Annotated in this window: 18 protein-coding genes; 9 read left to right on the forward strand and 9 right to left on the reverse strand. The window is 38.3% G+C overall.

Annotated features, from left to right (window positions below; translation table 11 throughout):
• Positions 1-59: 59 nt before the first annotated feature.
• Positions 60-1,052, reverse strand: coding sequence for an IS30 family transposase (locus PQO03_RS14950; RefSeq protein ID WP_274148572.1), 993 nt, complete (start codon positions 1,050-1,052; stop codon positions 60-62).
• Positions 1,053-2,323: 1,271 nt separating this feature from the next.
• Here PQO03_RS14950 and PQO03_RS14960 point away from each other — a divergent pair.
• From PQO03_RS14960 to gmd, 5 genes are all read left to right on the forward strand, one after another.
• The gene (locus PQO03_RS14960; RefSeq protein ID WP_274153992.1) at positions 2,324-4,414 is read left to right on the forward strand and encodes a type I secretion system permease/ATPase; all 2,091 of its coding nucleotides are present in this window, start codon (positions 2,324-2,326) and stop codon (positions 4,412-4,414) included.
• Positions 4,414-5,922: an HlyD family type I secretion periplasmic adaptor subunit gene (locus tag PQO03_RS14965; protein WP_274153993.1), complete on the forward strand. Its 1,509-nt coding sequence runs from the start codon at positions 4,414-4,416 to the stop codon at positions 5,920-5,922. Before PQO03_RS14960 ends, PQO03_RS14965 begins: the two co-directional genes overlap by 1 nt.
• The gene (locus PQO03_RS14970; protein WP_274153994.1) at positions 5,919-7,277 is read left to right on the forward strand and encodes a TolC family protein; all 1,359 of its coding nucleotides are present in this window, start codon (positions 5,919-5,921) and stop codon (positions 7,275-7,277) included. Before PQO03_RS14965 ends, PQO03_RS14970 begins: the two co-directional genes overlap by 4 nt.
• 18 nt (positions 7,278-7,295) lie before the next feature.
• The gene (locus PQO03_RS14975; RefSeq protein ID WP_274153995.1) at positions 7,296-7,592 is read left to right on the forward strand and encodes a hypothetical protein; all 297 of its coding nucleotides are present in this window, start codon (positions 7,296-7,298) and stop codon (positions 7,590-7,592) included.
• Positions 7,593-7,722: 130 nt separating this feature from the next.
• Positions 7,723-8,841, forward strand: a complete 1,119-nt coding sequence (gmd, locus tag PQO03_RS14980) for a GDP-mannose 4,6-dehydratase (RefSeq protein WP_274153996.1) — start codon at positions 7,723-7,725, stop codon at positions 8,839-8,841.
• Positions 8,842-9,419: 578 nt separating this feature from the next.
• Here the strand turns inward: gmd and PQO03_RS14985 are convergent.
• The gene (locus PQO03_RS14985) at positions 9,420-10,592 is read right to left on the reverse strand and encodes a serine hydrolase domain-containing protein (protein WP_274153997.1); all 1,173 of its coding nucleotides are present in this window, start codon (positions 10,590-10,592) and stop codon (positions 9,420-9,422) included.
• 371 nt (positions 10,593-10,963) lie between these two features.
• Between PQO03_RS14985 and PQO03_RS14990 the strand changes: the two genes are divergently transcribed.
• The 4 genes from PQO03_RS14990 (at position 10,964) to rfbA (ending at position 18,088) form a co-directional block, all read left to right on the forward strand.
• Positions 10,964-13,843, forward strand: coding sequence for an FAD-binding and (Fe-S)-binding domain-containing protein (locus PQO03_RS14990; RefSeq protein WP_274153998.1), 2,880 nt, complete (start codon positions 10,964-10,966; stop codon positions 13,841-13,843).
• 649 nt (positions 13,844-14,492) lie between these two features.
• A complete protein-coding gene (locus PQO03_RS14995) occupies positions 14,493-15,443 on the forward strand; it encodes a UDP-glucuronic acid decarboxylase family protein (protein WP_274153999.1) in 951 nt (316 codons plus the stop codon).
• Between the two features lie 6 nt (positions 15,444-15,449).
• Positions 15,450-16,814, forward strand: a complete 1,365-nt coding sequence (locus PQO03_RS15000; protein ID WP_274154000.1) for a nucleotide sugar dehydrogenase — start codon at positions 15,450-15,452, stop codon at positions 16,812-16,814.
• 383 nt (positions 16,815-17,197) lie between these two features.
• Positions 17,198-18,088: a glucose-1-phosphate thymidylyltransferase RfbA gene (gene rfbA / locus PQO03_RS15005; protein WP_274154001.1), complete on the forward strand. Its 891-nt coding sequence runs from the start codon at positions 17,198-17,200 to the stop codon at positions 18,086-18,088.
• A gap of 84 nt (positions 18,089-18,172) precedes the next feature.
• Here rfbA and PQO03_RS15010 read toward each other — a convergent pair whose 3' ends face one another.
• From PQO03_RS15010 to PQO03_RS15040, 7 genes are all read right to left on the reverse strand, one after another.
• A complete protein-coding gene (locus PQO03_RS15010) occupies positions 18,173-19,960 on the reverse strand; it encodes a polysaccharide biosynthesis protein (protein ID WP_274154002.1) in 1,788 nt (595 codons plus the stop codon).
• Positions 19,961-20,028: 68 nt separating this feature from the next.
• A complete protein-coding gene (locus PQO03_RS15015; protein ID WP_274154003.1) occupies positions 20,029-21,306 on the reverse strand; it encodes a DegT/DnrJ/EryC1/StrS family aminotransferase in 1,278 nt (425 codons plus the stop codon).
• Entirely contained in the window at positions 21,296-21,937 is a 642-nt protein-coding gene (locus tag PQO03_RS15020) for an acetyltransferase (RefSeq protein ID WP_274154004.1), read from the reverse strand. Before PQO03_RS15020 ends, PQO03_RS15015 begins: the two co-directional genes overlap by 11 nt.
• Positions 21,930-22,526 (reverse strand): sugar transferase, encoded by a 597-nt coding sequence (locus PQO03_RS15025; protein WP_274154005.1) that lies wholly within the window; start codon positions 22,524-22,526, stop codon positions 21,930-21,932. Before PQO03_RS15025 ends, PQO03_RS15020 begins: the two co-directional genes overlap by 8 nt.
• A complete protein-coding gene (locus tag PQO03_RS15030; RefSeq protein WP_274154006.1) occupies positions 22,523-23,752 on the reverse strand; it encodes a glycosyltransferase family 4 protein in 1,230 nt (409 codons plus the stop codon). The genes PQO03_RS15025 and PQO03_RS15030 overlap by 4 nt, the downstream gene beginning before the upstream one ends.
• Positions 23,745-24,860, reverse strand: a complete 1,116-nt coding sequence (locus tag PQO03_RS15035; RefSeq protein WP_274154007.1) for a glycosyltransferase — start codon at positions 24,858-24,860, stop codon at positions 23,745-23,747. The genes PQO03_RS15030 and PQO03_RS15035 overlap by 8 nt, the downstream gene beginning before the upstream one ends.
• 166 nt (positions 24,861-25,026) lie before the next feature.
• Positions 25,027-26,160, reverse strand: coding sequence for a glycosyltransferase family 4 protein (locus tag PQO03_RS15040; RefSeq protein WP_274154008.1), 1,134 nt, complete (start codon positions 26,158-26,160; stop codon positions 25,027-25,029).
• Between the last annotated feature and the right edge of the window lie 8 nt (positions 26,161-26,168).

Here is a 26,168-nt window from a genome sequence, read left to right on the forward strand (position 1 = left end):
TGATGGAGAATTTTTATTTTAAATAACTTAGAAAACTTTAGAAATAAAATCTCCTGAATTCAAGTAGTAAGTGCAACACCTACTGATTTTCTTAAGTTAATTCCAGTTAAATTTTCAAAAACTTCATATGGCGTCTTAAATTTCAGACATTTTCGAGGTCTACTATTAAGTTTATCAACCGCAATAATGACTTCATTTTCACTGATACCATCAAGCGCCATAGACTTAGGAAAGTATTGCCGTAACAATCCATTAGCATTCTCGTTTTGGCCTCGTTCCCATGAGTGATATGGTTTAGCAAAATAACTATTACATTCCAATTCCTTGGAGATAGTCTCATGCTGAGTAAATTCTTTTCCATTATCAAATGTAAGAGTATGAACCAAATCTTTGATCGGTGTTAGCAAAGAGATTATTGCATCTTTCACAAGCGTGGCTTTCTTATGAGACACAGGCAATGCTAGACGCAGTTTTGATTTTCGATCATCCATAGTTACAATGGCTCCTTTATGAGCTTTTCCTATAATAGTATCCATCTCCCAGTCGCCTACACGCTCTCGCTTATTAGCTGCCTCAGGTCGTTCGTCTATATCCACACGATTGGGAATCCCATTACGACTATGCTGGTTGCCATAACGTTTGCGATAAGTTTTATTCTGATGACGTAGAAGCTTATATAGCTCACCTCCTGATTCTTTATCTCTAAGAATATATTGATAAACTGTTTCATGATGAAGTAAGATGGATTGGTCATCTTTTAGTCGACCTACAATTTGTTCGGGGCTCCAATCCTTGAGTAAATGCTCATCTATATAGTCCTTAACTTCTTCAGTTAGTTTAATAGCCTTTGGTTTCACTTTGTGTCTTTCTTGAGCAAAGTCATTGGCTTGCTTGTTTCGATAACCACGGAGACCTTTATTACGTTTAAGTTCTCGTGAAAGTGTGCTTGTACTACGATTTAAGTTTTTTGCTATTTTAGTGATCGATGTGCCTGCCTTTAATTCAATTTCAAGGTAGTGTCTTTCTTCAAGACTCAGATGTTCATATGTCATTTCTGACTCCTCTGTTTTAGGTTTGGTCGCTTATAGCAGAGTACATCTGAGTCTTGTTATTCTCAATAGATGTTTATGCTATAAGCAATTAACAGAAGTGTTGCACTTATTATACGAATGCAGGTCTTATTAAAGTTAATGGGGTCAAAAGTCTTTTCTATTGAAAATACAAACAAATTAGAAGAGGACGTATTTTAAGTAAGGTTTTTTTTAGTCTTCTACTTAAGATGTGAGAGTGTTTCTCTTGAGATACTGGCAGGTATACGCTTAGACCATTGTTCTTATCTTTTTAGAACATCGTAATTTATTTATTACCTTGGAAATGCTCACACTTAAAGCCATTGGGCTATTTATATTCCTCAAGGTAAGGAGCATATTGTTCTTCAGTTCCCAAGCTTCTTATAAACTCTAGAAAACTAACTCCGATTTGAGATTGAACTTTATTTTTAGCTATAATACATCTCCTTTTTAGATTAAAAGTAAGCTATCCAAATTATTGATTGTGTAATAATTTGGATATACAAGGCGGCTTTCAGCCGTTATGTAGATCGTTGCGTACTTCTAGGCCAAGCTGGATTTTTTTATTGATTGTCCCGAGTGTGTGTGGCTAATTTTCAGTTATTAGTTAATTGATTCTAAGGGCCACTGTTGGTGGATTTCTTATGGTGGTATGTGTATTCACTGTGAATGCCAAATAGATAACTAAATGACGAGTCTTTTAGAAGAAATATATTATCAGTAACGGGAGTGTGCCTTTGTTGGGTCGAGATAAGACGTTTTTTATAAATGAATTCAAAATCAACTATAGTATCTGTATTCCGCAACAGGTGAACATACCTAACGATTTGCTAAAGATGTACAAATTGAACTCTATTTATTAATGTAATTTAGATAATAAGAAAGTCTGCCAAAAGGGAGGGGGTTTGTTAGTAGTCTAGACGACTTTGTTGAGTCCTCAGGTGTTGGTTTTTATGTGTAAACACAGTTTATATGTGAGTTTGATGCTTAGGCGGATTTTCGGTTTGTCTGTCGATAGCAGTAATAGTTGCAGGTTTCGATAGTAATGGATGAAAGACGGTAACTAGCCAGTGTTTTTAGTGGATATATTTATTATATGCAGGTCGTTAGAGTATGGTTATGTGTTTTTTATGTGATAGACGGTAGTTGATTAAGGATTTTATTTTTAATAAAAGGATTACTTTTCACTTACTAAAATTGTAAGCTTTTTAGCCAGTGCTATACTTTCGCATAAAAAAAAAAGAGATTGATTAATGAGTGTTAATGACTTTGATTACTTGGCATCGTGTTTATCTTTATTAGCTAAACGACGATCTAGGTTGTATTCTGAAAGTGCCCTTAAGGATGGCTTGCCTCTTGAAAATGGCCAGTTAAATGTGGTAAGTTTTAAAAGAGCGGCGATACGTGCCGGTTTTAAATCCGAAGTGGTTAGAAGGGGTGTCGAATCACTCTCGACCTCACTGTTTCCTCTCATTGTAATATGCAAGGATAAATCGGCAATCGTCATCGACAGTTTTGAAGATGGTCAGTACACGACTTACGATGTGCAGTATAAGTGTGAACGAGTTTTAAGTACAGATGAGCTTAATGAGCTTTCGTCGGGCTTTGCTATCCTACTCCAGGATCTTCAGGAAAGTGAATTGAGAACAGAAAAAGAAAACTGGTTTTTTGCCACTTTACTCCGCTACAAAAAAATGTATTTTTGGGCTTTAGTTGCCTCAGTTTTTATTAACTTATTTGCCTTGAATTCCTCCATTTTTATCATGACGGTTTACGATAGAGTGTTGCCGAATAATGCAGAGTCCACTTTATGGATGTTGAGTGCGGTCGTCATTGGAGCCTTCTTCTTTGACTTTGTATTCAAAACTGTACGCTCTGCAACACTAGACCGGATTACCCAAAGAGTCGAAGTGATTCTCTCCTCAAAAATTCACGAGAAGCTGATGAGAGTTAATATGACTCATAAGCCACCTTCAGCCGGTCATTTCGCCTCGATTGTCAAAGATTTCGAATCCATTAGAGATTTCATGACTTCAATGACGCTTACGGCACTTATAGATATGCCATTTGCACTTTGTATTTTGTTTTTCATTTACTTGATCGCAGGGAAACTTACTTTTGTATTGGTAGCTTGTGCACTGGTCTTGTTACTAATCAATGTCTTAGCTCAGCCTCTACAGAAGATGCTCGTAGGTAAATCGATGGATGAAGGCGCGAGGCGTCAAGGTCGCTTAGTGGAAGTCGTCAATAACCTAGATATTATTCGCATGATGAATGCTCAATCGCTTTTTCAGTACAAATGGGAACAGGATACGGGTGTTTTATCCGAAACTTCGAGGAAAAGTAAATTTGCGAGCTCGGTGACTTTATCAATTTCATCCATTATTCAAAATATGGTTTCCATTTTTGTTGTTATAGGTGGTTTTTATCTGATTCGCGATGAAAATATGACCATGGGACAATTGGTGGCGGTTGTGATTTTAGGTGGTCGTGCCTTAGGTCCATTAGTGACTGGGATTAATTTACTCGTGCGTTATCAGTACGTACGTAAAGCTTATAAGAATGTGGATAATTTTATGCGTTTACCAGAAGAGCGCGACCCCGACACCTCACTTTTAAGTCGTCCGGAGGTCAGCGGTGAAGTGGTTCTCGAAAAAGTAGGTTTTTCCTATCCCAATCAAATCTTTAGAGCTTTGGATAATGTAAGTTTTAAAATTAATAAAGGTGAGAAAGTCGGTATTATCGGCAATGTCAGTTCGGGTAAAAGTACACTCTTGCGCTTGATTTTAGGTCTCTATTCTCCAACTGAAGGTAAGATTTTAGTGGATGGAACGGATTCGCGCCAAGTGGATGCCTCTGATTTGCGTCAGGCCATGTCCTGTATTTCCCAAGAAGCAAAATTATTTGATGGCTCAGTTCGCGATAATCTATTTTATGCCAATCCGCATTTATCACATGAAGACTTGGATGAAGTTGTGCGTATTTCTGGCCTAGATAAATTGCTGAACTCACAACCCATGGGCTTAGATCTTCCTGTAGGTGAAGGTGGCTCACAGCTTTCTGGCGGCCAGCGCCAATTAGTGGCCATTGCTCAAGCGGTAGCAAAAAACCCTCCAATTATTCTTATGGATGAACCAACTTCATCTTTAGATACTGGTGCGGAGGCGGAATTCCTAGCGAAAATGAAAGAATTCACTAAAGATAAAACTTTGATTTTAAGTACTCACAAAATGAGAGAGCTTCAATTAGTCGATAGAATTATCGTCTTGGATAAGGGTCTCATGATTGCTGATGGCCCACGAGATAAAGTTTTAGAGCTTTTGCAGAATAAGGGGAAAAAGTAATGGATAAAAAAGAAATGAACAAGCTGCAGACAGGAGATGAACAATTCATTTCCGATCTCAATGCAGCCGTTATGCATAGGAACAGAAAGTTACCTTATTTCATTCTGACCGCCATGGGTTCTTTTGTTGTATTTTTAATTCTCTGGGCACATTTTTCAGAAATTGAAATTATCACCAGAGGAATGGGAAAAGCTGTTCCATCTAAAGAAATTCAAGTGATTCAAAACTTGGAAGGTGGAATTATTTCAAAAATGAATGCGAAAGAAGGCCAGAGTGTAAAAGAGGGTGACCTCCTAGTCAAACTCGATAATAGTAAGTACTTATCAGCCTTTAAGGAAATGGAGGCAGATCATAGATCTATTAAGTGTAATCTGACTCGTTTATATGCTGAATATTCAAAGTCTCCTAAAGTAAGCTTTAGCGAAGAACTGCAAGTAGATAAGCGCTTGTGTGCGACTCAAGGCAATTTATTTAAGTCCAGAAATAATCAATATGCCTCACTAAAAAGCGGCTATAATGTAAAAATTAAGCACTTAAAAGTTGAGATATTGGAGCAGCATTTATCTCTAGTTCGTTTAAGAGCTGAAATGAATCAAGTGGAAGCCGATTTTTCTGTTATCGAAACAGCCAATAAAGAAATGATTGCCTTAGAGCAACGTTTATTTACGACTCGTAAAAAGATTTATCAAGCACAAAAAACTTCTTTGACTTCGAATCAAAATATTTTGCGTAAAGAGTGGCAGCAAACTAAAGACTTAGAAAAAGATGGTGCCGCTTCTATGGTTGAGGTCTTGCGTCTTGAGCGTCAAGTTATGGATATAGAGGGATCCTTACAATCACTAGAATCAAATCGCTTGGGAGATATTACCAGAAGTATTGAGAGTAGAAAACAAAGTAAAGTGAAACTAGAAGGTCTCTTAGTCGATAGTGAATCAGCCTTAAATCAATTCGATGCTAATTGGTTTAATGAAATCATCACTAGTATTGCAGATTATGAAGGAAAGTTGAACGCTGTTAGAGAAAAAATTTCTTCTCTCGATGACACTGTTAAACGTACGCGTATTACCTCGCCAGTTGATGGTGTGATTAATGAAGTTTTTCAAAGGAATGAAGGAGGAGTTGTTAGTCCTGGTCAGCCTATTTTAGAAATCATCCCCGATGATGATAAATTAGTGGTAGAAGGTATGGTATCACCACAAGAAGTTGCTTTTTTAAGAATGGGAATGCATGTGATTGTGAAAATTTCGGCTTATGATTATTCTGTATATGGTGGCTTGGATGGTACTTTGACTCATATTTCAGCCGATACTCATACTGACGAAGCCACGGGTGCACCTTTCTATAAAGTCTTAGTAGAGACCGATCAGAACTTCTTAATGAATGAAAATAACAAAGTTATTCCAGGAATGACCGCTCAATTGGACATTTTAACAGGAAAACGTTCAGTATTGAACTATTTTATTTCCCCTATTTATAACGCACAAAGCACGGTATTTACTGAACGATGAAAATTTGTTACTCGCTATTACTACTCAGCGCAATTTCTGGATTAGCTCAGGAAGAGAGTATTGAGAAAAAAGCTTATGAGAAAAACACCCTGCAGTATGCTTTGTATAAAGCGCATACAACTCACCCAGAACTACAGAGTCAGAAGTATACTGTAGATGCTTCAAAGTTTTCTTACGAATCATCCAAAGGAGCCTGGCTTCCTACCCTAGACGTTAGTGCTAATGTCGGCCCAGAAAAGAGTGTAGACCGTATTTCTACTGCTAATGGTAGAGCCAAGAATACTGAGAATGAGATTCTGGAAGTGTATAATGCTCGGCTTAGGCAAGTACTCTTTGATGGGGGGTTACGAGGTAGTATTATTGATCAAAATCATGAACAGTTATCTCAGTCTCGCAACACCTTTGATGAAACGCGAGAAGGGATTAGTTTTTCTGTTATATCTGCCTATGTAGAGATTTTGAAACAACAAAAATTGTTATTGCTCTCAGAAGATAACTATGATAGACATAAAGATCTTTACGACAAAGTGAAAAAGAGATTTAATTCAAAAAGAGAAACAAAAGTTTCTTTATATCAGGCAGAATCACGTTTGTTACGAGCTGAAAATGGAATTGTGCAATCAAAAAATCATTTAAAGCAAGCGAAGGTTAGTTATCGCCAATTAGTTGGTGAATCACCAGTCTTAGGCCTTTTAGATGTGACTCTTAAAGATTTTAAGATAGAAAAGACACTTTTTGAAGCTTTTAGCATTTCAGAAAAGCATCCGGCTTTATTAAGAGCCAATAGTCAGATAACACAGGCAAGAGCCGGCGTTCAAGGAGCTAAGTCGAGATTTTCTCCAGAGATTGCTGTAGAGGGTGGGGCGTCCTATGATCGTTACGCCAATGGCATAGATGCAGAAAATGAAGAATATAATTTATTACTTACGGCTAATTGGAATTTATTTAATGGTTTTCAGGATAAGAAGAATTATCAAGCAAGCATAAGTCGTTTGTATGCCTCAAGTAGTTTAAAGGATTCAGTGAGACGGACTATTTTTGAGAATGTGGAAGACTCGTGGATCGAACTATCTAAACTTAAACGTAATGTAGAAATTCTAGATAAACAGAAAGATCTGTCTCAGTTTACTGCAGATGGTTACGTAGAACAGTATGATAAATCTAGTAGAAGTTTGTTTGATGTATTAAATACACAGGCAGATGCATATAGCTCTGAAACGGCATATATATCAGCCTTATATGATGAAGTGGTAGCTTTTGCACGACTCGGTTTTTTTATGGGTGACCTATCTCGACGTGTGGTGGGTTACCACTTAGGCAAAAATTCAGAAACAACAAATAATAATAACAAATAATAATTAGGAGAAATAATTATGATCGTAAATTATGTAGACGGAATTTCCAATGTAGCTTCTATTTCTGGTAATGTCCGTATGGATTTATTTCGTTACGAATTGGACAAAGATGCTGAAGGCGGTAAAAAGCCTCAGGACGTTGAACAGCTGATCATGTCTCACGAAGGTTTTCTTGATAGCTATAAGAAAATGACTGTAATCTTTAACGCACTAGCAAATAAAGGTGTTTACAAAGTAAAACCTGCAGACGACGCTGAAGAGTCTGAAGAGAAAAAAGAAGATAAAAAAGAAGATAAAAAAGAAAAGAAAGCTTAATCACTTAAGTATCTTTATAATTTCTTGCCTCTGTATTTAATACAGAGGCTTTTTTGTGCCAAAGTACGGTTTGGAAAGTCAGTGGGCACGCTTATCTTTTGAGATGATATCTAATAAATAGGAAATGTGTATGCAAAAAAAAGCACTAATTACGGGTGTTACCGGACAAGATGGCTCTTATTTAGCTGAGTTTTTACTCGAGAAAGGTTATGAGGTGCACGGTATTAAACGTCGTTCTTCATTGTTTAATACGGGTAGAATTGATCATATATATCAGGACCCTCATGTAGATAATCGCAATTTCATTTTACATTACGGGGATTTAACGGATTCCTCGAATTTGATTCGAATTATCAAAGATGTTGAGCCGGATGAAATTTATAATTTAGGGGCTCAATCTCATGTGGCAGTATCGTTTGAATCTCCTGAGTATACCGCGGACGTTGATGCCATGGGTACAATCCGTTTGTTAGAGGCGATACGTCTTCTTGGTTTAGAGAAAAAAACTAAGTTTTATCAAGCATCTACCTCTGAATTATTTGGAGATGTTCGTGAAAGTCCCCAAAAGGAAACAACGCCATTTTATCCTCGTTCACCCTATGCAGTAGCCAAGATGTACGCCTATTGGATTTGCGTAAATTACCGTGAAGCCTACGGCATTTATGCCTGTAATGGAATTTTGTTTAATCATGAATCGCCACGCCGTGGTGAAACTTTTGTGACGCGTAAAATAACTCGAGCGATTGCGAATATCGCAATGGGCTTAGAAGACTGCTTATATCTCGGTAATATGAATGCTTTACGTGATTGGGGCCATGCCAAAGATTATGTGGAAATGCAATGGTTGATGCTTCAACAAGAAACTCCAGATGATTTTGTGATTGCTACTGGCGTCCAGTATTCAGTGCGCCAATTTGTTGATTTTGCTGCTAAAGAACTCGGTATTACTATTGAGTGGCAGGGAAAAGATGAACAAGAAATAGGTATAGTCATTAATATCGAAGGTGACAAAGCTCCGGGTCTCAGTCTCGGTCAAAAAATTGTCGCTGTAGATCCTAAGTATTATCGCCCTACAGAGGTGGAAACTCTGCTTGGTGATCCATCGAAAGCTAAAGAAAAGCTTGGATGGGAGCCCGTGATCACGCTACAGGAAATGGTAGCAGAGATGGTGCAAGTTGACTATCGTGAAGCTTGTAAGCATGCGATTTTAAAAGAGCATGGTTACGCGATGAGTGTAGCTAAAGAATAATATTCTTTTTTAAGTCAGGCGTTGCCTATTTCCCTCTCAAACTCCCCCTTTTTTAAACTTTAATCATTAGGTATTAAAGCTTAAACTTGGGAGATATTCATGAAGTTCACAAGCAGATCATCACCTGGGAGCGCGGGCGGCTCGCCCGCATTTACCATAAGAGTTTACTCCGAGGATATAAAGAAATTTAATAGCTTTGGGCAGTACCCGCCACCTTAATGATAAGGGACTTAAGAGATATTGACAGATATTTGAGCTCGAAGAGCTTAGGAATGTAGCCATGGACCTAAGTCCGTGGTATTTGAATAATATCATCGTGCGTGCCGAAGCTACGCTGCAGGGCGTTTCCTTCATACCTTCGGCATGAATATCATTGTTTTTAACAATACCCACCGGATAAATCCGATGGCTACCATACTACATAGCGTCGGCATGTGCTTAAGTTCCCACTCATTAGAACTCCCCTGCAAGATACTGCCGTATGAGCAAATGCTTTTTATCCGCCTGTCTGGCAAGACCCTGGACCAGGAAATTTGAGTGCTTCGCACTCTACTTACGGCCTTAGGTGCTTAATCGTATTACTTTATAAAGGCAGGGATGACTCTTTTGGGAGCTTCAGAGAGCATTTTTCCCATGCCTTTATTATGAGCGGTGCTGATAATGATGAGCTCTATTTCTGGAAACATGAGGATGAACTGTCCTCCTGCGCCACGACCTGATTTACATAGGTAAGTATTGTTGCCAATTTGGACATCATGACCCCACCAAAAATAACCGTAGCTTCTCTGCTCGTTCACATCAATAGCACTTGTAGCCACTTTGATGAACTCCGTAGGGATAAGTTGCTTTCCTTGCCATTGTCCCTCTTGAAGAATCAGCATTCCCATTTTTAGCATATCTCTAGAGCGGAAAGATGAGCCAGCAGCAGATTTCGGGAGCCCGCTGATGTCGTCTTGCCAACCATAATTCTTGATCCCCATAGGGATGAGCAATTCACTTTTAATGAAACCTTTAGCGGAGCCGGGTACTACGGCTTCCAACACCTGCATGGCCATAGAGGGGTCTGATCCTTGGTATTTAAATGTTTTACTATCCTCTGTGATTGGAGCGGTAAGTTCCATATATGTTTGGATTTGTCCCTGACCTTTTAGTTTTTCAGGAGTATTTTTCATGACCGTGCTGGCTTTGCTCTTGTCAACACGAATTCCTGAACGCATATGCATCGCCTCATGTAAGCTGATGCTTTCAGTTCCAGCGGCTAAGTTTTTTAGATCGATGTCTTTAAGGAAGCTAATGACGGGCTTATTAAGATCGCTCATTTTCAAATAACCCAGTTGAATGGCTCTGCCGATCGCTAGTGCAGTATAGGACTTGGTGATTGACATTTGGTAATGGGGATAATTAGCTCGTCCGCGTTTGTAGTATGATTCAAACAAAAGCTGATTTTTGTAGTAAATGAGTAGGCTATCAGTATTGCTATGTTTATTTGATGCAATTTCTTTGGAAAATCCTAGGATTAACTGTGTATCCAATGTGTTTTTATTGAGATCGCCAACTTTGATGCCATCATTTTTATCTTTGGGCTTTGTGCTAATAAAAGCTTTCTCTAAATAAGGGATTTTTTTTTCTAGTGTATAGGAAATGTCTTTTGCGTTAAGGTCGGTGACTTCAGGAGCGAGTCCGTTGTCCGCGAATAAAGTGATGCATGAGGCATAGCTCAGGAACTGTAAAAAAGTGTAGAATTTATTCATTTTAATCCTTAATTAATTAGCTTCATAACACTACGGGCTCAAATCATATTTTTTGACAAAAATTTGTTATTTAAAACGATTACCCATTAAACGGGGCCAAGCGACTCTTAGTCGCCTGGTCAAGGGTCTTGCCAGACCGGCGGATAAAAAGCATGTGCCCATACGGCAGTATCTTGCGGGGAGAGCTTGAGAGAGGCAGTGTCCCTCTGTAGGTAAAGCATCATGCCCTTTATTGTGAGTAATCGTTTTAAGTGATGATAAATGAAATTTACGCAAACTTTTGGTAAGTGGATCTTTGCTTGCATCATGTAGTTGTTGTTTTTCTTAAGTAGCTTAGTTTTAAGACAATTTTATTTAGGGTGGCGCTGCAGATGTTTGATGGATTAATAAAGAATTTTAATGGTGAGATTTTTCTTGATGAAAAAATGCGCACTCTTTATTCGACGGATGCTTCTGCCTACAAAGAACTGCCCTTAGCGGTTTGTTACCCCAAGGATGAAGCTGACCTACAGCGGCTCATTGCATTTGCACATAAAAACAAAATCAGTTTAATCCCTCGTACTGCAGGGACTTCTTTGGCTGGCCAAGTAGTGGGTGATGGTATTATTGTCGATGTCTCTAAGTATTTCACTGAAGTCCTAGAAATCAATAGTGAAGAAAACTTTGTGCGAGTTCAAGCGGGAGTCGTCCGTAATGAATTAAATCAACAATTAGAAAAACACGGTAAACTTTTTGGGCCTATAACCTCAACAGCAAATAGAGCGATGATGGGTGGCATGCTAGGGAATAATTCCTGCGGACAAAATTCACTGCGGTATGGAAGTGTAAGGGATAAGTTGATTTCTGTCAAAGGTTTTTTAAGTGATGGTTTAGAAGTGGAATTCAAAAGCCTCTCTGAGTATGAGCTCGAAACTAAACTGAGCCTTGAAAGTCTAGAAGGGGATGTTTATCGCAAGCTGATTGATAGGTTAAGAGAGTCACATGCAGAGATAATTAAGGCCTATCCCCATCCCGAGATCCATCGCAGGAATACGGGTTATGGTTTAGATATTTTGGCTGCGATGAAGCCATTCTTTAAAGAAGGCGAAGATTTTAATCTAGCCAAGCTTATTGCCGGATCAGAAGGGACTTTACTTTTTGTCACTGAAATGACGCTAGAGATAGAGCCTTTGCCTTCGAAGTTTCGTTTATTGCTCTGTCCGCATTTTGATGACATCAACAAGGCTTTGGAAGCTAATATCCTTAGTTTAAAGTATGATCCGATGGCAGTGGAATTAATGGATCGCTATATCCTCGAGTGCACCGCAGGTAATCGCATGTATAAGGATATGCGTTTTTTTGTTCAAGGGGATCCAGAAGCTTTATTGTTGATAGAACTGGATGCCGAGACTGAAGAAGACTTAAAGAGGAAGTCGGATGAGCTCAGTGAGGAGCTCGATTTGTCAGGCTTATGCTCGACTTACTCTATTGTCGAAGCGAAAGATATTGCCAAAGTTTGGGCTTTGAGAAGTGCTGGTTTGGGTTTGCTTTCCAATGTTCCTGGTGATGCCAAGGCCGTGCCAGTGATAGAGGATACCTGTGTAAGAGTAGCAGACTTACCTGAATATATTAAAGAATTTAATGTAATTCTCGATGCTCAAAATTTGTACTGTGTTCACTATGCTCATGCCGGCTCAGGGGAGCTGCATTTACGGCCGATTATTGATTTAAAAACAGTAGCGGGGCATCGTCAATTTCGTGAGATTGCCGAGGCAATTGTGCATTTGGTAAAAAAATATCGTGGTTCTCTTAGTGGTGAGCATGGCGATGGCCGTTTGAGAGGCGAATTCATTGAATCTATTTTGGGTAAAAAGGTCTATTCTTTCTTACTCGAAGTCAAGCAAGTTTTTGATCCCAATAATATTTATAATAAGGGCAAGATAGTTAATACTCCAGCGATGGATCAAGATTTGCGTTATCAAGCTGGTGAGCTAACGCCTGAATTTGAGAATCTCTATGACTTTTCTCACGAGCAGGGTTACTTACCTGCGGCAGAATTCTGTAATGGTTCTGGTGATTGTCGTAAATCTGCTTTGATGGGCGGTACGATGTGTCCTTCTTTCATGGCTGAAAAAGCAGAGCAATACACGACGAGAGCGCGTGCCAATATTCTACGGGAGTATTTGAGAAAACCATTTGTGAAGAGTCCTTTTGAGCACCCCGAGATAGCGGATGTGATGGATAGTTGCCTATCATGTAAGGCCTGTAAGTCCGAGTGCCCTTCCAATGTGGATATGGCAAAATTGAAATCTGAATTTCTCTATCAAAAAAGTAAACATCAGGGTTTTTCTTTGCGATCCTTAATAATTGCGCACTCGCATCAAATTGTGAGTGTAGGGGCCTATTTTCCTAGGCTGTTTAATTTCTTAAATAAACAAAAATTTGTTAAGAGCTTTTTGCGTTTGTCGCAAAAAAGAGATTTGCCGACTTTGAGTCAAAAATCATTTAGGTCGTGGTTTCGTACACATGTTCAAGAGGGCTTTACAAAGAAAGTCTACTTTTTCGTAGATGAAGTAAGTGATTATTATGAGAGTGACCTTGCCATTAAGGCAGTGAAACTCCTCAATCATTTGGGCTATGCAGTTTTGTGCCCCGAGCATGCAGAGAGTGGACGTGCAGCTTTTTCCAAAGGTGTCTTAGATCATGGCAAGCGTTGTGCGGAGAGGAATGTTCAGGTGTTCTCTCGCCTAGTGAGTAGTGAGACACCCTTGATAGGCTTGGAGCCATCGACGCTGCTTTGTTTCAGAGATGAATATATAGATATTTTGCGAGGAGCGCAAAAACAAGAGGCGAAAGAAATGGCTCAGCATAGCTATTTATTGGATGAATTTTTATCAACTATCTCTAGCGAGATAGCAGAGGGCTTATTTACCGATGAAGTCAAAAGTATAGAGATTCATGCCCATTGTTTTCAAAAATCTTTAGCCAAGCCGGAGACTTTGACCCGAGCATTGAGCATTCCAAAGAACTTTAATGTGAAATTAATTAGTTCGGGCTGTTGTGGAATGGCGGGTTCTTTTGGCTATGAAGATGAGCATGAAGTAATGTCAGAAAAAATAGCCAATTTGACACTAATTCCCCACGTAAAACAAATGCATGAGCAGGTCATCTTAGTTGCTTCAGGCACAAGCTGCCGTCATCAAGTAAAGGACCTCGCTGATAGGGAAGCCTTGCATCCAGTAGAAGTTCTATTTGATGCGATGAGGAATTGAAAATTTCAGGGCTTAGGTCAAGGATGACGGGGCTCACATTCGGAGTAGCTAGCAATAAAATACTAATGGTATTGGACTTGTTTTTTGCAAAGTTCGCAATCCCTAAGGACAGGGGATGAGTCAAAGACTACTGAAGAAAACAATAAGCCTTGAGGACCTTATTTGTTTACATTGTTTGTAAGTAGATTTCTCCCTAGCTTTATCCAGAAATCAGCTTTGATCAAGAAAAAAAAATGGATGCTTAGATCATGTTAGATAAAGATTATGAGTAATTCCGTTTAGTACCCCCCTCTCTCTATATATATACCGGTCTGCTTTATGTTGTTTCGCTCAGAGATCTATAAGGGAATCGAAACTTTTGAGGATTTTTTTGTGTGTATTCAGAGAATCCGATAGTACTCGCCGTTGCCGTAAAAATTCTAATGTGTCTTTTTTCCACAAGCGAAAATTATCCACAAGTGGAGTAGGGCATCCCATCAATCACTTAAACTCACATGGATATCGATTAAATCCGCGGTGATTTATTTTAAAAAATGGAGCTTTAAGGCAAGCTCCAATTGATTAAGTATTAATTTGAGTCAATTTTATGTAGAGAATTAAATCTACCTTGGAAAACTTATTATACCTAAGGTGTAAATGGACGATGACGATGGACCAGAAAAAGAAAAATATAATCGTAACGGGTGGCGCTGGTTTTTTAGGCTCACATTTATGCGAAAGACTTTTAGACCAAGGGCATAATGTTATCTGTCTAGATAACTTACAGACGGGCTACAAAGAGAATATTTACAAATTCCTTGATAATCCTCGCTTTGAATTTATCCGCCATGATATTTGCGACCCTATTCGTTTAGAAGCGGATGAAATATATAATCTAGCTTGTCCTGCTTCCCCACCTCAATATCAGGCAAATCCAGTGAGCACCACGAAAACCTGTGTTTTGGGTAGTATCAATATGCTCGGTTTGGCCAAAAGAAATCATGCCAAAATTTTACAGGCTTCTACTTCCGAGGTTTATGGTGATCCCAAAGTTCACCCTCAGCCCGAATCCTATCACGGAGATGTCAATCCCATTGGCATACGAGCCTGCTATGATGAAGGAAAACGGTGTGCAGAAACTTTATTTTTTGACTACTACCGTCAACACAAAGTGAAAATAAAGGTAATGAGAATTTTTAATACCTACGGGCCAAATATGGATCCCTATGATGGTCGAGTTGTCAGTAATTTTATTGTTCAGGCTTTGAAGGGTGAAGATATAACTATATATGGTGATGGATCACAAACCCGCTCATTCTGTTACGTCGATGACCTCATAACTGGTATGATAACTTTGATGAATTCAGATGATAGTATTACGGGACCTATTAATATCGGCAACCCAGGGGAATTTACCATCAAGCAATTAGCCCAAGAAGTACTCACCCAAATCAATAGTAAAAGCACTTTAGTTTTTAGAGAATTACCCGCGGATGACCCCAATCGACGTAGACCTGATAATACATTCGCCAAAAAACACTTAAACTGGGAGCCGAAAATCACTTTAAGTGAAGGCTTGAAACCCACTATTGAATATTTTAGACAGATAATAGAGAGCTAAGAAATTATGAGTATTAAAGAAATTGTTTGTATTGGTGCCGGTTATGTCGGCGGGCCTACCATGTCAGTGATTGCTGAAAAATGCCCCCATATCAATGTTACGGTGGTGGACCTCAATGAAGATCGTATCAAAGCTTGGCAAACAGATGATTTACCCATCTATGAACCTGAATTACTTGATGTGGTTAAAGTTGCAAGAGGCCGTAATTTATTTTTCTCGACTGAAATCGAAAAAAATATAGCGAAAGCCGATGTGGTCTTTGTTTCAGTGAATACGCCGACAAAGACTTTTGGCAAAGGAGCTGGAGTAGCGGCTAATCTCGAGTTCATAGGTAAATGCGCACGCTCTATAAGGAAGTATGCCAAGCGCGACCTCATTGTGGTTGAAAAATCGACCCTCCCCGTAAGAACTGCAGAAGCGCTAGAGAAAATCTTACATTCAGGTGAAAGTGACTACCATTTTGAAGTCTTATCAAACCCCGAATTTTTAGCCGAAGGTACAGCCATTAACGATCTCCAGAACCCGGATCGCGTTTTAATTGGTGGCAGAGAAAATGAAACGGGGCAAAAAGCCATTGCTGACTTAGTGGAGATCTATTCGAATTGGGTGAGTCCCGAAAAAATTCTAACGACAAATACCTGGTCATCGGAACTCTCTAAATTAGTCGCCAATGCCTTTTTAGCTCAACGAGTGAGTTCCATCAATAGTATTTCAGCACTCTGTGAAAAAACGGAGGCAGATATCACTGAGGTCTCAAAAGCAATCTCAATGGATTCTCGTATAGGTGCAAAATTCCTCAATGCCTCGGTTGGTTTTGGTGGCTCATGCTTTAAAAAAGATATCTTAAACTTGGTCTATATTTGTCGTCATTATGGTTTAAACGAAGTCGCCGATTACTGGGACCAAGTCGTCATTATGAATGACTATCAGCAAACGCGCTTTGTCGATAAAATTATTGCCACCATGTTTAACACTGTCTCAGACAAAAAAATCACTGCTTTGGGTTTTGCTTTTAAAGCTAATACGGGGGATACCCGTGAGAGCCCCGCCATAATAATTGTGAAGCAGCTCGTAGAAGAACGAGCGCGGGTTTATGTCTCGGATCCAAAAGCTTTAAAGCAAGCCAAGCATGATCTTGATGGTTTAGATGTAGTTTTAGAAGAAGATCCCTACGAGGCCTGTAAAGGGGCTGATGCGGTCTGTATCCTAACTGAATGGCAAGCCTATAAGGATTTGGATTATAAGAAAATTTATGCGAATATGAATAAGCCCGCCTTCATTTTTGATGGTAGGAATATTATTAACCCTCAAGAGCTTTACGAGATCGGCTTTAATGTTTACCCCATAGGTAAAGCAGCTTTAGAAAGATAGTTGTTCCCTAAAGTATATACGGGGCGCCGCCCCCGATCGCCAGGTGAAGGATTGCTCACTCCTTGACCAGGCAGATGAATTGAATATAGCACTCTGTTCAACTAAGCATAGGAGCGCAGCGACTAGTGTTGGGATGGTTAAGGGGGTGTTGCCACACAGGTGGATAAAAATTATTGGCCCGTACGGCAGTACCTCGAGAGGGACGGCGTCCTTCTCGTATGCAAAGCATATTACCCATAAAGCGGGACGGCGTTCTTCTCGTATGCAAAGCATAATATCCTTTATTATGGGTTATTTATAAATGTGCTCATCTTTGATAGGTGGACATACATAGATTTAATTTTCTAACAAAGAGTTGATGTACAATCAAGGAGTTTAGCGACATGAAAGGAATAATTTTAGCTGGTGGATCAGGTACTCGTTTACATCCTGTCACTCTAGGTGTATCTAAGCAGTTATTACCGGTCTATGATAAACCGATGATTTATTATCCCTTATCAGTTTTAATGCTAGCGGGGGTTAGAGATATTCTAATCATTACCACGCCAGAAGATCAGCTGAGCTTTAAGCGATTACTGGGTGATGGTTCAAATTTTGGCATACAATTGACTTATGAAGTTCAGCCGTCTCCAGATGGCTTGGCTCAAGCCTTTATCATCGGCGAAGACTTTATTGGAAAAGACTCTGTCGCTTTAGTGCTTGGAGATAATATTTTCTATGGTTCAGACTTACCGAAAAAACTAGCGAAGGCAATTCAACAAAAGCAAGGAGCTACAATTTTTGGTTATTGGGTGAATGATGAAGTCGCAAAAGAGTTTGGAATTGTAGATTTTGATGACAAGGGCACCGCCATTTCCATTGAAGAAAAACCAAGTCAACCAAAATCCAACTATGCCGTTACAGGACTCTATTTCTATGATAATGATGTCATTGGAATTGCTAAGAATATCAAGCCCTCGTCGCGTGGCGAATTAGAAATAACGAGTATCAATCAAGAATACCTCAAAAGAGGCGATTTAAACGTGGACTTATTAGGTCGTGGTTATGCCTGGTTAGATACAGGGACTCATGATAGCCTTTTACAGGCGAGTCAATTTGTACAAACTCTCGAGCACCGTCAAGGTCTAAAAATTGCTTGCTTAGAGGAAATTGCCTTGGAACGTAAGTGGCTTAGTGCAAATAAAGTCAATGAGATAGCGGATAGCTTAAGTAAAACAACTTATGGTCAGTACTTAAAAAAGTTATTAAAGTCTGTCAATAAAACATCTCTTTGAGTACTAAGGGAGCTTTATCATATGATGACTTAGCTCAAGATCCCTTGAGCTTACTCTTGCCCACTATGCCCTTGGATTTTTGAATTACTTAATTGTATTCTCAGGTACATATTCATGTATCAAATTTTTGAACTCTTGAAGATCATTAATAGAAATCAATTCTTTAATTCTATTTAAGTCAATACTCTGTCCACGTTGTTTATTTTGATCTTTTTGCATTAACCAGATTCGATCATATTCCGTTTCGATAACATTTTCATCTTCAGTGAGAATTTCTTCGTATTCCTTTTCTCCTGGTCGCAAGCCACAAAACTCTATTTTGATATCTTCATGCGGTGTTAAACCAGAGAGTTCGATTAAACGAACTGCAAGATCATATATCTTGACGGCTTCGCCCATTTCGAGAACCATGATTTGTGAGGGTTGAGCAATAGCCCCAGACATGAGTACTAAATCTACTGCCTCAGGAATGGTCATGAAAAAGCGTCTCATTTCAGGAGAAGTTACAGTTATAGACTTGCCTTCTTTAATTTGCTTCTTAAATAGTGGAATAACTGAGCCAGATGAACCTAAAACATTGCCAAAGCGAACAGCGACAAATTCTGTTCCTTTAAATTCTCGCTCTTGTAATATTCGTTCAGCAATTCGTTTAGTGGAACCCATAATATTTGAGGGACGAACCGCCTTGTCGGATGATATCATAACAAAACGCTTCACTTTCATTTCTTCTGCAATGTTTGCTAAATTGGAAGTCCCAATGACATTATTTCTAAAGGCAGCACTGGGGTTAGATTCCATTAAGGGGACGTGTTTATAAGCTGCAGCATGATAGATGAGGTCGATACCATTCACTTTGTTAATAGCCGCTTTAATTTCTTCCTTATAACGGATATCACCTGCAATGGGGACAATAATGGCCTTAGGATATTGGCCTCTTAATTCTTTTTCAATGGTATATAAGGCAATTTCGGAGGACTCAAATAGCACAATCAGTTTAGGTTCATAGGATAAAATTTGACGACAAAGTTCAGATCCGATACTGCCGCCTGCACCAGTAATCAGGATTTTATGACCTTTAATTAATACAGAGGTTTTTGTACGATCTAATTGAGCTTCATCACGTCCGAGTAGATCAATTACATCAACATCTCGAATCATTGAGGTGCTAATTTCACCACTCGCTAGATCTTTTAATGAAGGGATAGTTCTGAATTTCGGCGATATACCTGCTTTAGCAGCGAGATCTAACAAATCGTTAATTGCTTGTGGTTTATTATAAGGATCTAAGAGGTGTAAATCAGTTATATCCCAATTTTTGACTTTTTGAATGAGGCTTTCGTAAGTACCGGTATAAATGGGTACACCATGAATACTGCGACCTGCTAAATCAGTTTCTTCAGTGAAAACACCACAAAATAGACCATTAAAATGTTTCGAACAACTACGAATTAATGTGTCAGCTTCTAAGCTTGATCCACAAATCATAACACGAGAAATGTATTCTCGGCGTTTGAGTATATAGGATCGACGTTTTTCTCGAAAAGCTCGTATAAAGGCACGACTCCCGGTACACCAACCCGTTAATAGAATAAACTCTGCAATCAGTACCGTTCTTGAAAATGAGCCTTTATAAAAAACTTCTCCTTTAATAAGTACAGAAAATATAAGAATGGCAATAAAACAAGCTAGAACAGTTTTCCATACGTCATGAATACTGTAATAACGCCACATTCCCGATAATTGACGCATGGGGATAAATGTGCCAAAGACAATAGCAATAAGAAAAGGTAATGTTTTAAAATATATATGAATGTATTCAGGTAGTTTTTCATCGAATCGAATGATAAAGGCGATATAAAAAGTAAAACACACCCCTATTAAATTCCATAATAAAACAACACTTTTTCTGAAGGGCCATTTTTTAAAAAGAGAGGATGGTATCATTTAATAGCTTGCTTCATTACATTATTTACGACAGAGATAGTTTGATGAATATTTTGCTCACTTAAAGTAGGGTGAACTTGGAACATAATCACAGATGAGCCAATAGCTAGGTCATTTGGTAAATCTTGAGTAACTTGTAAATTGAGTGTGTCACGATTGGGCATCTGAACATCTTTCCATGCATCTTCTTTACCAATAGCCCAAGTGCTCCCAAATTGGCACACGATGCCTTCCTTAGCAATAGCTTGAATGACAGCATTACGATCCCAATTGTCTTTAAGCTTAGATATTTCGAGAAAAACGTAATATTTGTAATAAGCATGAACAATATGTGTCGGAGCTTCTTCTACTCGTAGACCAGGACTAGTTTTGAAGGCTGTATTGAGTATTTGCGCATACTTTTTACGGGCGGCTAAATTCCATGAGTCGAGTTTAGCTAATGCAATTCTTCCTATGGCGGCTTGAATCTCGGTCATACGCCAATTTGTTCCGATTGAACTGTAGTATGATGATGAATGAGCTTTATCTAAATCAACAAGTGGGTGGTTTAAAGTAGTATTATATTTATCAAAGTCTTTACCGTGGTCTTTAAAGCTCCAAGCGCGGCGATAAGCATCTTTATCTTTGAGAAGGAGCATGCCACCTTCACCGCCAGTAGTGATGATTTTATCTTGGCAAAAGGAAAAGCATCCAGCATCACCAATGGTGCCCAGTTTTTGGCCTTTATATTCTCCACCGAGACATTGGGCACAATCTTCAATAAGATAGATCTTATGACCAAATTCATGTTCTTTTGCATCAAGTAATTTTTTTATTTCATCGAGTTCACAGGCCCATCCACCTAGATGTACAGCAATAACTGCCCGAGTATTTTTAGTAATAAGGGGAGCAATCGTTTGAGCAGATATGTTCTGACTGTTTAATTCTACATCAGCAAAGACGGGCTTTGCACCCCGCATGATACAGGCAGAAGCCGAGGCTATAAAAGTTCTTGTTGTTGTAATGACTTCATCACCACTTCCGATATTAAAAGCTTGTAGAGCAAGCTCGAGTGCTAGAGTCCCGTTGGCTAGTGCAATAGAGTAGGGAGCTTTATGATATTGAGCAAATTCATATTCAAAGAGTCCATTCTCACCACGAACTGTAGTTCCATCATCAAGCGTATGGATATCACCCGTCCAGTAGTTAACTTTACCCGATTTCAAGATTTTCGCAGTGGCTTCGATCATTTCCTCATCGAAGTAGGGCCAAGCTGACCTATTATTATTTTTCATTTTTCACTCTGTTTAGGATTTTTCCAGGATTACCTATTACAGTACAGTTATCTGGGATATCATTAAGAATTATAGACCCTGCACCAATGATACAATTTTTACCTATTTGAACACCAGGGATGATAGTCGAACCAGCGCCAATTATCGTACCTTCCGCAACTGAAACAGAGCCACAGATCGTAACACCAGGAGCAATGTGTACAAAATTGTCAATAATACAATCGTGATCTATGCTTGCTTGAGTATTTATTATGCAATGACGGCCAATGAGAACATCTGAATTTATAACTGTACCAGCCATAACTACAGTACCTTCTTTGATAGTTACTGTGGGAGAAAAAGTCGATTCTGGATGAATGAGTGTTGCAAAGGAATGCCCGTGATTCTTTAATAGAGTATCAAACTTCATACGCATTAAATTTGATCCAATAGAAATTATAAATGAGGCATCTTTTGCGATTGTATTAACGAATTCCGATCCACCCAGTACTTCTTGTCGGTAAAATTGAGTCCCCCATAAAGTTTGATTATCATCTAATAAACCAAGAATATGTTTATCGAGTCGATTCGCGATGTCTATAATGACTTTTGCATGACCACCAGATCCGAAAAAATAAATTGCTTCACTCATTTGTATCACCGGTAAACTTTTCCATGGTCACACTGGAGGCAGATGATATATCTGATTTTTTGATTACTTTTCCTACCGTCATAAAAAGAATTTTTATATCCAGCCAGAAACTCTGATTTTCAACATACCATACATCTAAGTTAAATTTTTCTTCCCAACTTATGGCATTACGTCCATTGACTTGAGCCCAACCGGTAATTCCTGGCTTTACATTATGTCGCCGAGCTTGTTGGGAACTGTATAGTGGTAGATATTCAATAAGAAGAGGTCTGGGCCCAACTAGGCTCATATCACCTTTGAGGACATTGAATAGGCCTGGTAATTCATCGAGACTTGCTTTACGTAAAAAACTACCAAAGGGAGTTAATCGTTGGGCATCAGGCAGCGGTTCTCCATGTTTGTCAACTGAATCGAGCATCGTACGAAATTTGAACATTTTAAATATTTTGCCATTCAGTCCAGGCCTTTTCTGAACGAAGAAAATGGGGGCTCCTAGGTTTATTCGTATAAATATGCTTAAGACAAGGAGTAAGGGTGCAAAAATAAATACACAAAGACTTGAGATGACTATATCAAAAAATCGTTTCATTTCTCTATGACCTCTATAAAGTTTTGTGCTAGTTTAGCATAGTCATGATTTTTTTTAATATACTCTAAGCCTTTAAGTCCCATGTTTTTTAATTCATTTTGAGGCATCAATGCGAAGTTCTCTAAAGCATCTGCAATGACTTCTGGATTCATGGCTTCAATACATTGACCACATTGCGCCAGTTCTACAGGATTATTAGGAGAATTAATTGATTGTAAAATAGGTTTTTCACCCAGCATATATTCAAATATTTTATTTGCACTTACACCGTAACGGTAAAGTGTTGTGTTTTGCCAACCTAGGTAACAAATATTTGCTGCTTTCAAGTAAGAACTTACTTCGTTTTTTGGTACAGCAGAGAGAAATGTGACATTTGTTAATGAATTTTCAGTTGCCAAGTTTATTAAGTGTTCCTTTTTCTCTCCTTTACCAAGAAGAACAAAATGGATTTTAGTATTTTGTTTTTGATCTAAAAGGATAGCGGCTTGGATTAAGGGTTCCAAGGCATTTGGTATACCATGAGTACCACAATAAAATACAATGAATTTACCTTCTTTTTGTAAATCTTTCATCAAAACGTGGGGAGTTACAATTTTTTGTTCATCAGGTATTTCAATTCCATTAGGTATATGAAAGTATTTTTTTTCATCAAGACCCTGTTTTTTCATGTGCTCAAAACCGTTAGGAAGAACTGAGATCACTTTATTTGCATGTTTATAAGCATGTTTTTCTAAGTGAGCTAACCAGATATAAAGCGGATGGTATTTGGACATCTTCAGAAGATTATTAAGAGTTAAAGGCCATATATCACGTACTTCAAAAATTAATTGAGCATCATATATTTTAGCCCATTTTTTCATAGCTTTAAAATGAAACATGTGAACAGAGGAAACGACAATAACATCAGGTTTTTTGAGCACTCCCATGTGGACTAAATTAGTGCGTTTGAGAAAAGCAGAATAGGCGAGCATATTCTGAATTCTAGCGACGCCATTACCTTTATAATAAGGAGTTTTTATCCATAAATAATTGACTCCATTAACCTTTTTAAGGCAATAATCACCTTTGAACTGAATTGTATCTTTATGCAAATGGTGAAAAGAGGCGGCGATAATAGTAACTTTCTCTCCCATTGCGCTTAATTGACTTGAAAGAAAGTAAGGCCGATAATTCTTGAATTTAGGATCTAGAGCGTAGTGATTGCAGTACCATATATTCTTAGACATTAGTTAGCTCTTTGTAGAGTTGAATTAATTTTTTTTCTTCTGCGATCCAACTAAAATACTCATTTGCTGCAAGTTTAGCACGTTTACCCATTTCTTCCGACGTTTTGTTATCATCTAGTAACTTGTCAATTGCTTCAGCAATTTCTTGAGGTTTGTAGGGGTCGACAAAAAGGGCACAGTCATAAGGCTCAAGGACTTTGTGCCAATAAGGAAAGTCGGAAGCAATGATTGGGATGCCCGCAGCCATGTACTCAAACATTTTTATGGGTAGAGAGTCGAGATAATTGATGATTGGGTGAAGTGTAACTATTCCTATTTTTGACTGAGCTAAGATTAAACTCACTTCTTTTCTACTGACAATGCCATGATAGTTTACCTTTTGCCAATTTTCATGACGGAACATTTCTTCTTCAAGGAGAGATGAAGTGAAATTACCCGCCAGGTTCAATTTTGCCGTTGTCGAAGAGAGTGAGTTGACAAGTTCTTTAATACCTCGTACTTCAGTAATCCCCCCAACATAGCAGACTTCATCATGTTTTTCACACCAAGGAGTAGAAGAATCGAATTCACCAAGAATTGGATAGTTATTAATGTCAATAGAATTTGGATTGATTTTTAAGTAACGATCTCTGATAAAGGGAGTGGCACAGATGACTGCCGAGAGTTTTTTTGCAATGTGGTTCTCATAGCGTTCAAAACAAAAAGAAATTGATTTTCGAAGATGAGTAGGAATCCATTGTTTGGAGAGGATTTGCCGTGGGACATCTTCATGAACATCATAAATGACTTGCTTTTTAAGCTTTTTAAGCTTGAGGCCAATACGTAAAAGTTCAGGATCATGAAAGTGATAAATATCGGCATCAATTTCGAGGCATTTTGCATAGACGCTGTTAACTGTTTGAGTCATCCTTTTAATACGACTAAGTCCCTTCTGGGTGCCTGTGTCGAGTATTTTAACTCCTTTACTGACTTCATCACCAAGGCCATCGGCGACAATTAAAGCCACATCAAAGCCTGCGCTAGCTAAACTACTACACTCCTTCAAAAATATACGAGTATCATAGCGAGGATGAACCGAGGTTAAATGACATATTTTCAGTTTTTTCATAAAATTTTAGTGGAGTAAATAAGGTGTTGAGATGAATAATTCGAAGTGTTTTTTATAATGAAGGAGTATTTTAATACTTTTCATAAAATATACATATTTTTTGATTTTTATCTAGATGATAATGGAGGTTAAAGCTGATTGATACTAGAGTGTATATAATACGTTATCAGTTTAAAAGAGAATTATATGTATCAATTAAAGTTTTCTCTTGTTTTTCCCAACAAAATTCTCGTCTGACATTTGCCAAGTTTTTCGTTATATGAGAATACTCTAAATCAAGAGTAGCCTCAACAGCTTTTTGAAAAGAATTTTTTGTATTTTGTTCTGCTATAATTCCAATATTATGATCTTCTACAATCTTTTTCATCTCTGGAAGGTTAGATGAAATGATGGGTAAACCCGCCATTATGTATTCAAAAAATTTATTGGGTAGGCAGTAACGGTAACTCAAGCAAATATCATCAATAAGTGAAATGCCGTAATCTGCTGAACTTGTATAACGGAGTAAAACATCTGGGCTTACAGCCTTATGAAAAAAAATAGCACGGTGGTTTTGACTGTGCTCAAGAATGGTCTCTTCTAAAGTACCATACCCCATAAAAACAATCACATTTTTATTATCAGAAAGGTTGGAAAAGCTTTTTAGGAGTAACTCAATTCCTCGACCTTTAAAAAGCCCGCCCTGATAAAGGAATATTTTCTGATTTTCTCTGATCCCCAACTCTTCTCGGAAAAGATTATCTTCTCTTAACTCACAAAAATAAGGGCAATTCAAAACCAAAGAAGGTTTCTTTATATTGTAAAGACGTTTATATTCATCGGCAATTGAATTGCTGACAGTGATTACTTCATCCGAATACTTTATCAAAAAGCGCTCCAATAAAAACGTTACTTTTCTTCCTTTGTTCGAGAGGCCATTTCTTTCCGTTTCATATTCATGGGCATCATAAATAACTTTTAGTTTTTTATTTAAAATCTTTTTGATGAACACACCAAATGGAAGGGTGTTCAAGTCATTGCAGTGAATGATGTCGGCATTTCGGAAACGTTTGACAAAAATAAGAAAAAATTCAAAATATTTCAAAAGTTGAATGGGTTTAGATTTTGACCAGTTTCTTGTTTTTAGTTTAAGGCGACTTATGGGGAATAAAGATGTGTTTTCTGATTCTTTAAGGCCTTTTTCATGGAGGGCTACAACTTCTACGTCATAGTTATTTTGCGCGAGGCTTGTGGCTTCTTTAAGTACGCGACTGTCATTTGTGAAATTATTTAAGACGACACAGACAACTTTTGTTTTCATATGATTAC

It is taken from the genome of Lentisphaera profundi (genome assembly GCF_028728065.1).
Taxonomy (GTDB): domain Bacteria; phylum Verrucomicrobiota; class Lentisphaeria; order Lentisphaerales; family Lentisphaeraceae; genus Lentisphaera; species Lentisphaera profundi.